The organism is Nocardia inohanensis NBRC 100128 (assembly GCF_001612945.1).
GTDB classification, from domain to species: Bacteria; Actinomycetota; Actinomycetes; order Mycobacteriales; family Mycobacteriaceae; genus Nocardia; species Nocardia inohanensis.
The window spans coordinates 405,949-418,807 of record NZ_BDBK01000008.1; the positions used below are offsets into that span (position 1 = coordinate 405,949).

Annotated in this window: 15 protein-coding genes and 1 pseudogene; 7 read left to right on the top strand and 9 right to left on the bottom strand. The window is 66.9% G+C overall.

Features of this window, described 5'->3' with window-relative positions; genetic code table 11:
• Positions 1–107: 107 nt before the first annotated feature.
• Positions 108–518: a Fur family transcriptional regulator gene (locus NI1_RS17695; RefSeq protein WP_439957281.1), complete on the top strand. Its 411-nt coding sequence runs from the start codon at positions 108–110 to the stop codon at positions 516–518.
• A 36-nt stretch (positions 519–554) separates the two neighbouring features.
• On the top strand, positions 555–2,780 hold the full coding sequence (gene katG / locus NI1_RS17700; protein WP_067821560.1) for a catalase/peroxidase HPI: 2,226 nt from the start codon (positions 555–557) through the stop codon (positions 2,778–2,780).
• Positions 2,781–2,850: 70 nt separating this feature from the next.
• Here the strand turns inward: katG and NI1_RS17705 are convergent, their stop codons facing one another.
• On the bottom strand, positions 2,851–3,735 hold the full coding sequence (locus NI1_RS17705; protein ID WP_067821563.1) for an endonuclease/exonuclease/phosphatase family protein: 885 nt from the start codon (positions 3,733–3,735) through the stop codon (positions 2,851–2,853).
• A 126-nt stretch (positions 3,736–3,861) separates the two neighbouring features.
• Between NI1_RS17705 and NI1_RS17710 the strand changes: the two are divergent.
• Positions 3,862–4,434, top strand: a pseudogene (locus NI1_RS17710) (alpha/beta fold hydrolase); the annotation flags it as partial.
• Between the two features lie 38 nt (positions 4,435–4,472).
• Here the strand turns inward: NI1_RS17710 and NI1_RS17715 are convergent.
• Complete coding sequence (locus tag NI1_RS17715) at positions 4,473–5,219, bottom strand: SCO6745 family protein (protein WP_067821568.1); 747 nt, start codon at positions 5,217–5,219, stop codon at positions 4,473–4,475.
• A gap of 294 nt (positions 5,220–5,513) precedes the next feature.
• Between NI1_RS17715 and NI1_RS17720 the strand changes: the two genes are divergently transcribed.
• Complete coding sequence (locus tag NI1_RS17720; RefSeq protein WP_067821571.1) at positions 5,514–6,224, top strand: metal-dependent hydrolase; 711 nt, start codon at positions 5,514–5,516, stop codon at positions 6,222–6,224.
• Positions 6,225–6,241: 17 nt separating this feature from the next.
• Positions 6,242–6,736 (top strand): phosphoribosyltransferase, encoded by a 495-nt coding sequence (locus NI1_RS17725; protein WP_067709131.1) that lies wholly within the window; start codon positions 6,242–6,244, stop codon positions 6,734–6,736.
• Between the two features lie 63 nt (positions 6,737–6,799).
• Here the strand turns inward: NI1_RS17725 and NI1_RS17730 are convergent, their stop codons facing one another.
• The 5 genes from NI1_RS17730 to NI1_RS17750 form a co-directional block, all read right to left on the bottom strand.
• Positions 6,800–7,297: a peptidylprolyl isomerase gene (locus NI1_RS17730; protein ID WP_067822527.1), complete on the bottom strand. Its 498-nt coding sequence runs from the start codon at positions 7,295–7,297 to the stop codon at positions 6,800–6,802.
• Between the two features lie 296 nt (positions 7,298–7,593).
• A complete protein-coding gene (gloA2, locus tag NI1_RS17735) occupies positions 7,594–7,980 on the bottom strand; it encodes an SMU1112c/YaeR family gloxylase I-like metalloprotein (RefSeq protein WP_067821574.1) in 387 nt (128 codons plus the stop codon).
• A 276-nt stretch (positions 7,981–8,256) separates the two neighbouring features.
• Positions 8,257–9,567 (bottom strand): bifunctional o-acetylhomoserine/o-acetylserine sulfhydrylase, encoded by a 1,311-nt coding sequence (locus NI1_RS17740; RefSeq protein WP_067821577.1) that lies wholly within the window; start codon positions 9,565–9,567, stop codon positions 8,257–8,259.
• Positions 9,568–9,595: 28 nt separating this feature from the next.
• The gene (locus NI1_RS17745; protein WP_067821580.1) at positions 9,596–10,111 is read right to left on the bottom strand and encodes an OsmC family protein; all 516 of its coding nucleotides are present in this window, start codon (positions 10,109–10,111) and stop codon (positions 9,596–9,598) included.
• Between the two features lie 69 nt (positions 10,112–10,180).
• Positions 10,181–10,606, bottom strand: a complete 426-nt coding sequence (locus NI1_RS17750) for a VOC family protein (protein ID WP_067822530.1) — start codon at positions 10,604–10,606, stop codon at positions 10,181–10,183.
• A 50-nt stretch (positions 10,607–10,656) separates the two neighbouring features.
• On the opposite strand from NI1_RS17750, the gene NI1_RS39885 reads away from it, so the two are divergent.
• A complete protein-coding gene (locus tag NI1_RS39885) occupies positions 10,657–10,788 on the top strand; it encodes a hypothetical protein (protein WP_281179500.1) in 132 nt (43 codons plus the stop codon).
• Positions 10,785–11,051: a hypothetical protein gene (locus NI1_RS39360; protein WP_067821583.1), complete on the top strand. Its 267-nt coding sequence runs from the start codon at positions 10,785–10,787 to the stop codon at positions 11,049–11,051. The genes NI1_RS39885 and NI1_RS39360 overlap by 4 nt, the downstream gene beginning before the upstream one ends.
• 13 nt (positions 11,052–11,064) lie before the next feature.
• Here NI1_RS39360 and NI1_RS17760 read toward each other — a convergent pair whose 3' ends face one another.
• Entirely contained in the window at positions 11,065–11,916 is an 852-nt protein-coding gene (locus NI1_RS17760; protein WP_067821586.1) for a fructosamine kinase family protein, read from the bottom strand.
• Between the two features lie 46 nt (positions 11,917–11,962).
• A complete protein-coding gene (locus NI1_RS17765; protein ID WP_067821589.1) occupies positions 11,963–12,754 on the bottom strand; it encodes a helix-turn-helix domain-containing protein in 792 nt (263 codons plus the stop codon).
• Positions 12,755–12,859 lie beyond the last annotated feature (105 nt).

The following is a 12,859-nucleotide window of genomic DNA, read 5'->3' on the forward strand; positions in this document are numbered from 1 at the left end:
AATGAACGGCCGAGGAATGACTCGAGGATGGTTGGTTGAAACGGGTCCCCGCAAGACTTGAATGAGTCATACTTCGGGATGTGTCCAGTGGTTCGGACTTCGAGCGGATGCTCCGCGATGCGTCACTGCGTGTGACGGCGCCGCGGGTCGCGGTGTTGCGCACCGTGCACGAGCATCCGCATGCCGATACCGACTCGATCCTCGTGCAGGTTCGACACAGTCTCGGAGCGGTCTCGCATCAGGCTGTCTACGACGTGTTGAAGGCATTGACCGCGGCGGGACTCGTGCGGCGGATTCAGCCGATGGGATCGGTGGCCCGGTACGAGACCCGGGTCGGCGACAACCACCACCATTTGGTGTGCCGGTCCTGCGGGGTCATCACCGATGTCGATTGCGCCGTCGGTGACGCGCCCTGCCTGACCGCTTCCGACGACAACGGGTTCGTACTGGACGAAGCCGAGGTCATCTATTGGGGCCTGTGCCCTGCCTGTTCGAAAACCTCAGTGCCCCAACAGTGATCGCAGCCCGATCGCACTCCCCTGAAAGGAATCGCCGTGTCTGTTGAACACCCGCCCATCGGAGAGGCCAGCACGGAGCCCGCCGCGGGCTGCCCCGTGACCGGACGCCTCAAGCCGCCGACCGAGGGCGGCAGCAACCGGGACTGGTGGCCCGACCAGGTCAATTTGAAGATCTTGCAGAAGAACCCGGACGTCATCAACCCGATGGGCGCGGACTTCGATTACGCGGCCGCGTTCAAGACCCTGGACCTGGCGGCGGTGAAGGCCGATATCGAAGCGGTCATGACCACCTCGCAGGACTGGTGGCCGGCCGACTTCGGGCATTACGGGCCGTTCTTCGTCCGCATGGCCTGGCATGCCGCGGGCACCTACCGCATCAACGACGGGCGCGGTGGAGCCGGTGCGGGCATGCAGCGCTTCGCTCCCCTGAACTCCTGGCCCGACAACGCCTCCCTGGACAAGGCGCGCCGGCTGCTGTGGCCGGTGAAGCAGAAGTACGGGCAGAAACTGTCGTGGGCCGACCTGATCGTGTACGCCGGTAACGTCGCGCTCGAGTCGATGGGCTTCGAAACCTTCGGTTTCGGTGGCGGCCGCGAAGACCAGTGGGAGCCCGAAGAGGACGTGTACTGGGGTCCCGAGCACACCTGGCTCGGCGATGAGCGCTACACCGGCACCCGTGACCTGGAGAACCCGCTCGCCGCGGTCCAGATGGGCCTGATCTACGTGAATCCGGAAGGCCCCAACGGCAATCCGGACCCCCTCGCTGCCGCGATCGATATCCGCGAAACCTTCCGGCGCATGGCCATGAACGATGTGGAGACCGCGGCGCTGATCGTCGGCGGCCACACCTTCGGCAAAACTCACGGCGCCGGCGACGCCGAACTCGTCGGCCCCGAACCCGAAGCCGCGCCGATCGAACAGCAGGGCCTGGGCTGGAAGTCCAGCTTCGGCACCGGCGTCGGCAAGGACGCCATCACCTCCGGGCTCGAAGTCACCTGGACCCCCACCCCCACCAAGTGGGACAACTCGTTCCTGGAAACCCTCTACGGCTACGAGTGGGAGCTGACCAAGTCCCCCGCCGGCGCCAACCAGTGGACGCCCAAGAACGCGGGCGGCGCGGGCACGGTGCCCGATGCGCATGTGGAAGGCAAGACCATCGCGCCCGGCATGCTCACCACCGACCTGTCGATGCGCCTGGACCCCATCTACGAGCAGATCACCCGCCGCTGGCTCGAGCATCCCGAAGAGCTGGCCCAGGAGTTCGCCAAAGCCTGGTACAAGCTGACCCACCGCGATATGGGTCCGGTCGTGCGCTACCTGGGCCCGCTGGTGCCCTCGGAGACCCTGCTGTGGCAGGACCCGATCCCGGCCGTCGACCACGAGCTGGTCGGCGCCGCCGAGATCGCCGACCTCAAGTCGCGCATCCTGGCCTCGGGTCTGACGGTGGCGCAGCTGGTTTCGACCGCGTGGGCCGCGGCCTCCTCCTTCCGTGGCAGCGACAAGCGCGGCGGCGCGAACGGCGGCCGGATCCGGCTGGAACCGCAGTCGGGCTGGGAGGTCAACGACCCCGACGAGCTGGCGCAGGTCATCCGGGTGCTGGAAGGCGTTCAGGAGCAGTTCAATTCGGCCCAGACCGGCAATGTGCGGGTCTCGTTCGCGGACCTGGTGGTGCTCGGCGGTGTCGCGGCCATCGAGCAGGCGGCCAAGGCGGGCGGGTTCGATATCGAGGTGCCGTTCGCGCCGGGCCGCGCCGACGCCACCCAGCAGGACACCGATGTGGAGTCGTTCTCGGCGTTGGAGCCGACCGCCGACGGGTTCCGCAACTACCTGGGCAAGGGGCACCGGCTGCCGGCCGAATACCAGCTGGTGGATCGCGCGAACCTGCTGACGCTGTCGGCGCCGGAGATGACGGTGCTCATCGGTGGCCTGCGGGTGCTGGGCGCCAATCACAAAGGCTCGCAGCAGGGTGTGTTCACCTCGAACCCGGGTGTGCTGAGCAACGACTTCTTCGTGAACCTGCTGGATATGGCGACCGAATGGAAGCCGTCAGCGGCCGATGACGGCAGCTACGAGGGCGTGGACCGCGCCACCGGCAAGACCGTGTGGACCGGCAGCCGCATCGACCTGTTCTTCGGGTCGAACTCGCAGGTGCGCGCCATCGCCGAGGTGTACGCCACCGATGACGCCAAGCAGAAGTTCGTGACCGATTTCGTCAAGGCCTGGACCAAGGTGATGAACCTGGATCGCTTCGACCTGGCCTGAGCACTCCCCTGCCGTCGCGCCCCGCGAACCGGACGGGTTCGCGGGGCGCCGCGCTGTGCGGGCCGAAAGGTCAAGCGGTGGCGGGTTTCTGCGGCCAGCGGATATCGGCGACCAGACCGTAATGGTCGCTGGCGAGGATGCCGGTCAACGGTTCGTGGAAGGCCGGCTCGACCTCCAGCAGCCGCCCGGCGCCTTCGGGACGCAGGAACGGATCCCCCACCATCACATAGTCGATGCGTTGCGGCGGCACGTTCAGGAACCGCGCGGACGGATTGGTCAGCGGATCGTAGGTGCGGCCGGGATCGCCGGGGCGCAGGGTCGACCAGGCGTCCACGTAATAGGTGCTGCGGCCCTCGATGACCGCGTTGGCGCCCAGGAACCGCATCTCGTCCGAGTCCGGTTTGGCGTTGAAGTCACCGCACAGGATCGGCGGCAGCGCGGTGGTGTCCTTCTCGTGGCGAGCGCGGATCGCGGCGTCGATGGCCAGGACCTGCCGCACCCGCTGATACGCCTGCGCGGGCGGCGGCGCGAGATGAGTGCTGAACACGTCAGCGCCGGCGGTGTGCGCGTACAAAAGTTCGGCCTGCATGGTCCAGGACGGGTGCGGATCCGGCGGCGACGGATCCACCGGCAACGCGATCACCTCATGACGATCGATCGGCCAGCGGCTCAAAACGGCCGACCCGAACCGCAACTGCGGGCGATCGGGCAGGAACGGCAGCGCGTAACCGCCGAAACACCAGTGCCAGCGCCCCTCCGGCGCGTTCTGCACCAACCAGCCCGCCGTATTGCTGCCCGGCTCCCCCACATCCTCCCAAACCTCTTGCAGGCACACCACATCCGGGTCCAAGCGTTCGAACCACGCCAGGATCTCCTGCCGCCGCCGCTCCCAATGCGGCTCCAGCAGCGACCCCATGTTCAGCTGCGCGACCCGCAGCACTCCCGCCTGCGCCATACCCCGATCCTTCCCGCTCCCCTGTTCCCGCGAGCCTATGCCGCGCCACGGAGTTCACGCGATCGAATTGCGCATGCGCGGTATGCGATTCACTCATGCAAGCACCCCGCCACCGCACTGAAACCTCTCGAATCCGCCGCACTCATCGGCAATTCCATGGGCGGCGTGGTCGCGGTCAACGTAGCGGTCCAACATCCCACCCGAGTACGGAAGATCATCTCCATCGGCGGGGTCGGCACCGGACTGTTCGGACCCACCCCCAGCGAAGGCACCCGGCTGCTACAACAGTTCGCCGACGCACCCAGCCGCGACGGGCTGCTGCGCTGGCTGGAATGCATGGTCCACGACCCGAAGATGCTCACCGACGACCTCATCGAAGAACGCTGGGAGACAGCGAAGAACCCCGAATCGCATGCGGCGCTCAAAGCCATGTACGGCTCGGAAGCCTTCGCCATCCAACAACAATTCCGCACCGGCTCCCCCACCCCGCCCTACTGGTCACTCCTGCACCAGGTGAAATGCCCGACGCTGCTCGCCTGGGGCGCCGACGACCGGCAATGCCCGCTCGATATGGCACTGGTACCGCTGCGAGTCATTCCGAACGCCGAAATGCACGTGTTTCCCCAGTGCGGGCACTGGGTCATGTACGAAGCGAAGCAAGCCTTCGAACGCGTGAGCCTCGAGTTCCTGCAACGGTGAACCCGGCCGGGGCGGCCCACACCGCCCCGCAGCCTTCCTCAGCGGCGCGCGAAAACCGTTTCGTGACAAGCAGTCAGCAAAGACACCAACTCCCGGCCCTCCGCCTCGCTCAACACCGCGAACACCGGCGCACTCAACTCATCGGTCAGCGCCTCGGCCTGCATCCACCGGCCCTTCAACTCCGCGGTGATCTCCTCGAACGGCTCCGGCCAGCCATAACTACGCGCCTGATCCGGCCCCGACGAGAGCGGAGAACCCCCAATCAGCACCGCCTGCAACGGGGTCAAACCACTGGCCCGCACCGCCATCAAATGCAGGCCGCCACGCAGTTCCCGCAGAGCCTGAATCAAATGCAGCACGCGAGCCGGGGCATCCTGCGCCTGCGGCAGCGCCCGCCAGCCCGCGAACAACGGCACCCCCGCCGGATCCGCCGCCGACACCACCTTGTCCAACAGCTCCGCCAAACGCTCGGCCGGTTCGAACCCCGCCAGCTTGCGACGCCCGAAATCCTGGCAGGCCCGCAGATAGCCCTCCGCGCCCTTGGCCGCGGGCATCGCCGCCGTCGACTCCCAAGCCGCGCTGATCGGCCCGGCGGGGAAGAAACCGAAGGCCGCCACCACGATATCGGCGGGCACCTCCCCCAGCACGCCCGCACGCCCACGCGTGTAGGCCGGTAGGAAACCCGGCACCCCCACCTCCGCGACGAAGACCTTCGCCTCCCGGGAGAACATGAATCCCCCACCGATCTGCTGGATCTGATCCTTCACCGCGGACGCTACCGACATGTCCGTTCCTCTCTGAGCGGAAAGCGTATTCGGCTCCGACACTATTTCACCCGATTCGGACGCCGTACAGGGGCCACCCATCCCCCGGCCCGAGAGACCAAAACAACTCCGCCACAGCCGCTTTCGCATGCCGTACGCTCGAAGACGACGAGAGGTGAGCTCCATGACCTGTCCACCACACCCGCCGCCGGCGACCCGCACCCGCGAAAACCCCAACTGCGTTGCCGCCGAACGTTCCTCAGCTCACACCCGCACCTCCCGGACCACACCGGCAATTCAGCTAACGTTCACGCGGTGCTAGGACATTCACACGCGACCAGCGGCGCGCTCGCCTGGTCGGCAGCAGCCGCGGCGCTCCCGCTCACCGTATTGACCTACCCCGCAATGCAATCCGGGGCCATCGGCGGCGTCGACCTCGTCATGGGAACCTTCCTCACCGCCGGCGCCGCCCTGCTCCCCGACGCCGACCACCCCAACGGCACCATCTCCCATGTCCTCGGGCCCGTCAGCCACGCCGCCTGCAAAGCCATCTCGTGGATCTCCGGCGGACACCGCCACGGCACCCACAGCTTCGCCTTCGTCGCCCTCGTCACCTACGGCACCTGGGCCGGCGAACACTGGATCGGACGCAACTTCACCCTCGCGCTCGTCTTCTTCCTGCTCGCCCTCGCCGTACGCGCACTCAACCTCGCACCCACCGGCGACAGCATCAAAGCCTGGGGCACAGTGGTGATCCTCGCCGCCTGCGGAACCTTCGCCATCGACCACTGGATCAGCGACAAACCCGCCTGGCTGCCCTTCTCCGTCGGACTCGGCGCCCTCGCCCACCTCATCGGCGACTGCCTCACCGACCGCGGCTGCCGGCTGCTGTGGCCACTCAAGGTCCGCACCCGGCTACCCATCATCGACCGCACCGGCAACAAGATGGAAACCCTTGTCGTCGTACCACTGTTCGCCCTCGGAACACTCGCACTGCTGTGGTACACGATCACCCACCAGCCGTGAGTCGATACGATGCGCGGATGAGCGATCGCGAGGAACTCAGCTGGGAACTATTCGGTGACGCGAGCCGCGAGCTCGCGCAAACCATCGCAGACGACGGCTTCGAACCCGACCTGATCCTCTCGATCGCCCGCGGCGGGCTATTCGTAGCCGGATCCCTCGGCTACGCCCTCGACGTCAAGAACCTGCACGTCATGAACGTCGAGTTCTACACCGGCGTGAACCAGCGGCTCGACCTGCCCGTCATGCTCCCGCCCGTCCCCAGCAAAGTCGACCTCACCGGCGCGACCGTCCTGGTCGCCGACGACGTCGCCGACACCGGCAAAACCCTGAAACTCGTGCGCGACTTCTGCGCCGACCACGTCGCCGAAGTCCGCTGCGCGGTCATCTACCAGAAACCCCACTCCGAAGTGGACTGCGAATACGTGTGGAAACGCACCGACCGCTGGATCAACTTCCCCTGGTCGGTACTGCCGCCCGTCGCCAAACACGAAGTCCGCGTCCTCGACGCCTGACCGCCGAAAACACAACGCGCCGGGTTCGATTCGAACCCGGCGCGTTCACGTTGCGAGCAGACGTCAGGCCAGCTCGGCCGAGAGAATGGTCACGCCGGCGAGATCCTTCGGCACATCGCCGTGGCCGCCCTTGTTACCGGTCGCCACACCCTCGATCGCATCCACCACATCGGTGCCGTCCACGACCTTGCCGAACACCGCGTAACCGAAACCATCCTGGCCCGGGTAGTTCAGGAAGCCATTGTTGCTGGTGTTGATGAAGAACTGCGCGCTCGCCGAATGCGGAGCCGACGTACGCGCCATCGCGACGGTGTACTTGTCGTTCTTCAGCCCGTTCGACGCCTCGTTCTCCACGGTCTGCGGCGCCGGCTTCTGCTGGAACTCAGGAGTGAACCCGCCACCCTGAATCATGAAATTCGGGATAACCCGGTGGAACACCGTATTGGAGTAGTGGCCCGCCTTGACGTAGTCGACGAAATTCGCGACGGTCTTCGGCGCCTTGGCCTCGTCGAGTTCCAGGGTGATATCCCCGGCGGAGGTCTTCAGGAGCACTTTGGTCATGCGCCCCATCGTATGGGAGACCCGGAACGGATAACCGCGCGGCACCGCAAGATCTCGCCGCGAAGCCCGCAAATGCTTGCGGCACAACCACACTCGCACCCCGATACGGTCCAGCCGATCGCACGGTAACCAGCCGACGGGACGAGCCCCTCTTTTCAAGAGCCTTCAGTCTGATTGGTTGGACTCGTTCTGTTCGCCGGGTGGTGAGGACGGGATTCTTCAATCAGGAATACATGCATAGATGCGCATAGTGCCATTGCCTAATTGGATGTCCGAGACGCCGAGGGCGCCGCCGCTCATGCTTCGTACAGTTCGAGCGGCAGGCCATCCGGATCGAAGAAGAAACCGAAACGCTTCCCCGTGAACTCGTCGACCCGCAGCTCCTCCACTCGCGCACCCCGTCCTGCGAGTTCGGCCAGGGCCTCACCCACATCCGGTACCACGAAGGCCAGATGGCGCAGGCCGGCGGCCTCCGGCCGGGACGGCCGCGGGGGCGGCTCCGGGAAGGAGAACAGCTCCAGCTGCCCGCCGTCCGGGAGCGCCAGATCCAGCTTGTACGAACACCTTTCGACCCGAAGGTGCTCGGCCAGCACTTTCAGCCCGAGGACCTCGACATAGAACGCCTTCGACTTCTCGTAATCCGAGGCGATGATCGCGACGTGATGGATCCGTTGCAGCTCCACCTGCCAGACGCTAGCCCACCCCTCCGACAGAAATCGGCCGGCGCGGCCGGCCCCCTCCCCTGGGCTGTTCTTTGAACAGTTCGAGAGTGTGTGGCGTTCCTGCGACATACTGACGACCACATGCGTAGATGCGCATATTTCCATGTAGATATGTAATTACTACAGGTTTGAGCTGCGGGGGCGCGCAATGCGAGGGCCGGTTCGGCTCATCGCTCACGCCATAACAGGTAGGGGGCCCGACGCCTCTACGGCGTTGAGCCCCCTACCCCGCTTGAATCACGCTGCGGCGGCGGCAAATCCGGTTCGCAGATCGGCGAGGATGTCCTCGATGCCCTCGATTCCGACGGCGAGGCGGACCAAGCCCGGCGTGACGCCCGCGGCGAGCTGTTCTTCGGGGGTGAGCTGGGAATGGGTGGTGGAGGCGGGGTGGATCACCAGGGAGCGCACGTCGCCGATATTCGCGACGTGGCTGTGCAGGGTCAGGGCCTCGACGAAGCGTTTGCCCGCGTCCACTCCCCCGGCCAGTTCGAAGCCGATGATGGCGCCGACGCCCTTGGGTGCCAGTTGTTTTCCGCGCTCGTACCACGGCGACGACGGCAGCCCCGCGTAGGAGACGGTGGTGACCTGCGGTTGTTCGGTGAGGAATTCGGCGACCGTGCGGGCGTTGGCGACGTGACGTTCGAGGCGCAGGCTGAGGGTTTCCAGGCCCTGGCTGATGAGGAAGGCGTTGAACGGCGAGATCGCCGAGCCGAGATCGCGCAGCAGTTGCACGCGGGCTTTGAGGGCGTAGGCGGGCGCGCCGAGGTCGGCGTAGACGACGCCGTGGTAGCTCGGGTCGGGTTCGGTGAACCCGGGGAATCGTCCACTGCGCCAATCGAAGGTGCCGCCGTCGACGATCACGCCGGCGATGGCGGCGCCGTGCCCGCCCAGGTATTTCGTCGCCGAATGCACGACGATGTCGGCGCCGTGGGCGAAGGGCTGGATGAGGTAGGGGGTGGCCACGGTGTTGTCGACGATCAGCGGGATGCCGGACCCGTGCGCAATTGCCGCGATGCCCGGGATGTCGAGGACATGGTTCTGGGGGTTGGAGACCGTTTCGCCGTAGAAGGCCTTGGTGTTGGGGCGGATCGCGGCGCGCCACTGTTCGAGATCGTCAGGATCGTCGACGAAGCTCACTTCGATGCCGAGCCGCGGCAGGGTGTATCGGAACAGGTTGTAGGTGCCGCCGTAGAGCCGCGGGCTCGACACGATGTGGTCGCCGGCGCCGGCGATGTTCAGGATCGCGAAGGTTTCGGCCGCCTGCCCCGAGGACAGCAGCAGCGCGGCCACTCCGCCTTCGAGTGCGGCGATCCGCTGTTCCACCGCGTCCTGGGTGGGGTTCATGATGCGCGTGTAGATGTTGCCCGGTTCGGCCAGCCCGAACAGTGCTGCCGCGTGTGCGGTATCGCGGAAGGTGTAGGAGGTGGTCTGGTAGATCGGCAGCGCCCGCGCGTTGGTGGTGCCGTCCGGGGTTTGCCCGACATGAACCTGCTTGGTCTCGAAACTCCAAGTGGCCGTGGGGTCTTCGGGCACAGCGGTGTCGGTCATCGGGGGCCTTCCATGGGTGAGGGGTGGGTCAGTTCGTGACGAGGGTGGTCTCGACCGGAGTGTGGCCGGTGGTGAGGTCGAGGACCGGGCAGTGTGCGTCGACGGCGCGCTGCAATTCGGTGTATCGCTGCGCGGTTTCCGGGCCGCTGATTCGCACGGTGACGCGCACGGCTCGGAAGCCGGGGCGCACCGTGTCGTCGAGGCCGAAGAAGCCGCGGACGTCGAGGTCGCCTTCGGCGTCGATGGCCAGTTCGTCGATGGTCACCCCGAGCCGTTGCGCCCAGAATCGGTAGGTGACGACCTGGCAGGAAATCAGGGACGCCAGGTAGACCTCGACCGGATTGGGTGCGGCCCCGGCGCCGCCCAGCGACGGCGGCTCGTCGACCCGAATGGTGTACCGGCCTGCCGCGATCGCGCTCCCGACCACTCCCTCCGGGGTGCCGGTGGCCCGGAAGACCACCTGGGCGCGTGCGGGATCTTCCGCGACCGCGGCGGCGGTGGCATCGACGATATCGTTGAGCGGCGTACCCAATTCGGTGGTCATACCCGGTGAAGCTACGATGCGTGGCCCGGTGGAGGCGATGCTTTGGCTCGTCGTGAGCGCAATCGCGTTTCAGGAGCCGTCGTGGTCGCCGACCGCGTCCAGAACCCAGGTGACGCCGAACCGGCCGGTCAGCATTCCATACAGCGGTGCCCTTGGCGCGTGCGCCAGTTGTTGTAGGACGGTTGCTCCTTCGGAGAGGCGTTTCCAGTACTGGGTGATCTCCTCCGGTTCCCTGCCGCGGACCGAGACGAAGAAGGAGGTGTCGCCCCGACTCCATGGCAGCCGTGCCGGTGCGTCGTAGGCCATCACTCGGAAACCGTTGCTGGACACCACCTGTCCCCACATCACCTGGTCGGCTTCGGCTGGGTTTTGCCCCGCGCCCGCCTCTCGGTAGGTGATGACGGCCAGGTCCCCGCCGAAAACGGATCGGTAGAATTGCAACGCGGCCCGGGCATCGCCGCGGAAGTTGAGGTGGGTGGTGGTGTCGACGGGCATGAGATGCAGGATCCGAGCTTCCCCCACTGCTTTTCGATGATGAGCAAGCGGTGGCGCTGGCGGTCGCGCTGCGGATCGCCGCCACTGCCGGGGCCGGTATCGAGGAGGGCGCCGCCCGCGCATTGACCACTGTCCGCCAGGTCATGCCCGCACGGTTGCGTCGCCGCATCGAGGGGAGGTGATCCTGCACGTTCCGGCGGCGACCGTGACGGATTTCGTACCGACGGCAATCGTCGAGGAACTCGGGCCGGACCGCTGCCGTCTCGTCTCGGGCTCGTGGTCGTGGGTCGCGCTGGCCGCCGCGCTCGGCAGGTTCGACACCGATATGGAGGTCGTCGGCCCGGATGAGCTTCGTGCGGCGTGTGAACTTCTGGCCCGCCGCTATTCCGCCGCGGCGGGTGGTGGCGGGTCACGGCAGCGCTTGGCGCAGGGTGCGGATCGGTGAGGTGATTCTGGTGTCAACCGGCTAGGGCCGCTGCCGCGGCGGCCAGCAGCATGCCGCGATAGGGGCTGCCGAACAGCACCACGTGCACCAGTAGCGGATGCAGTTGATGCAGGGGAATCCGTTGCCGCCAGCCTGAACTCAAGGGTGCGGCCTCCTGGTAGGCATCCAGGATCCGGTCGAGATGGGGTGCGCCGAACAGGGCGAGCATGGCCAGGTCGGTTTCGCGGTGGCCGCCGTGGGCGGCGGGGTCGATCAGGTAGGCGCGGCCTGAGCTCCAGATGACGTTGCCGGACCAGAGGTCGCCGTGCAGGCGGCTGGGCGGTTCGGGTGGTCCGGCCAGTTCGGTGCTGCGGTTGATGACTTGTTCGATGAGGCGGACTCCGTCGCGGCCGAGGAGTGGGGCGGCGGCGGGCAGGTAGGGGGCGAGGCGGCGTTCGGCGTACCAGCTCCCCCACTCCCCCGGGCCGGGTGAATTGTCCAGGGGCAGTTCGGCGATGAAGCCGGGCCAGGGTGCGCCGTAGGTGGCGGGGGCCGAGGTGTGCAGGGCGGCGAGGGAGCGGCCGAGGGTTTCCGCGGCGTCGCAGGTGGCTGGTTGGGTGGTGAGCCAGGGTAGGACGAGGACGCGGTCGTCGGCGGCGAGGACTTGCGGGACGAGCCGGTTGTCGGCCGCGCCGAGCCAGCGCAGGCCGGCGGTTTCCGCGCCGAGGACGCCGGGGTTGCCCGCGCCGTCGAGGGCTTTGACGAAGATGGCTGTGCCGCTGCCGGTTTCGGCGCGGTGCAGGGTCCATTCGTGGCGGTGTCCGAGCTGTTCCAGCCGGGTGATGGTGTCGCCGAGCAGCCCGGCCAGGTGCGCGGTCAGGTCCATGACGTCACATTCTGGCCGATGCGGTGCCGGTGCGTCGTGGTGTCGCCTATTCGGCGGGCGGGGTGAGGCGCCGGCGCATGTGGGCGGCGGTGGCGGGGTCGGCGGGGAAGAAGGCTTCGATGGCGAGTTCGGCGACGGTGACGTTCATGGGGGTGCCGAAGACGGTGGTGACGCTGATGAAGGCGAGTTCGTGTCCGTCGAGGCGCAGGCGTAGGGGTACGACGGCTTGGTCGGGTTCGGGGAGGCCGGGGGCTGCTTCGCCGCCGGGGTAGGCGCGCAGTTCCGCGAGCAGGTCGATGAGTTCGGGGGCGCCGCTGACGTCGATCTGGCGTTGTAGTCGTTCGAAGAGGTGGCCGCGCCATTCGGGCAGGTTGATGATGTTGGGTGCGAGGCCGTCGGGGTGCAGGCTCAGGCGCAGGGCGTTGACGGGTGCGGTGAGCAGGCGCGGGTCTACGCCGGCGAGGAAGAGGGCGATGCCGGCGTTGGCGTCGACCATGTTCCAGCCGGCGTCGACGGCGAGCGCGGGGTGGGGTTCGTGTCCGGTGAGGATTTGGCGGATGGCGGTGCGCACGGGTTCCATGGCGGGGGTGTCGAGGGCGGGTTCGGTGTAGACGGGTGCGTATCCGGCGGCGAGCAGCATGCGGTTGCGTTCGCGCAGTGGGATGTCGAGTTCGTCGGCGAGGTGCAGGATCATCTGCCGGCTGGGGACGGCGCGGCCGGTTTCGATGAAACTGAGGTGCCGCGTGGAGGTTTCGGCTCGTCCGGCCAGTTCGAGCTGGCTGAGCCGCCGGGTGGTGCGCCAGTGTCGCAGCAGATCTCCGGCCGTCTGTGTAGGCATGTTCCGATCCTACGAACGGGTGGGTGCGGTGATCCATTACCTGCTGGGTAATAGCGGTGGTGACGAAAGTCTGACGTGGCGGTGGGGTGGGGAACGGATCGGGCC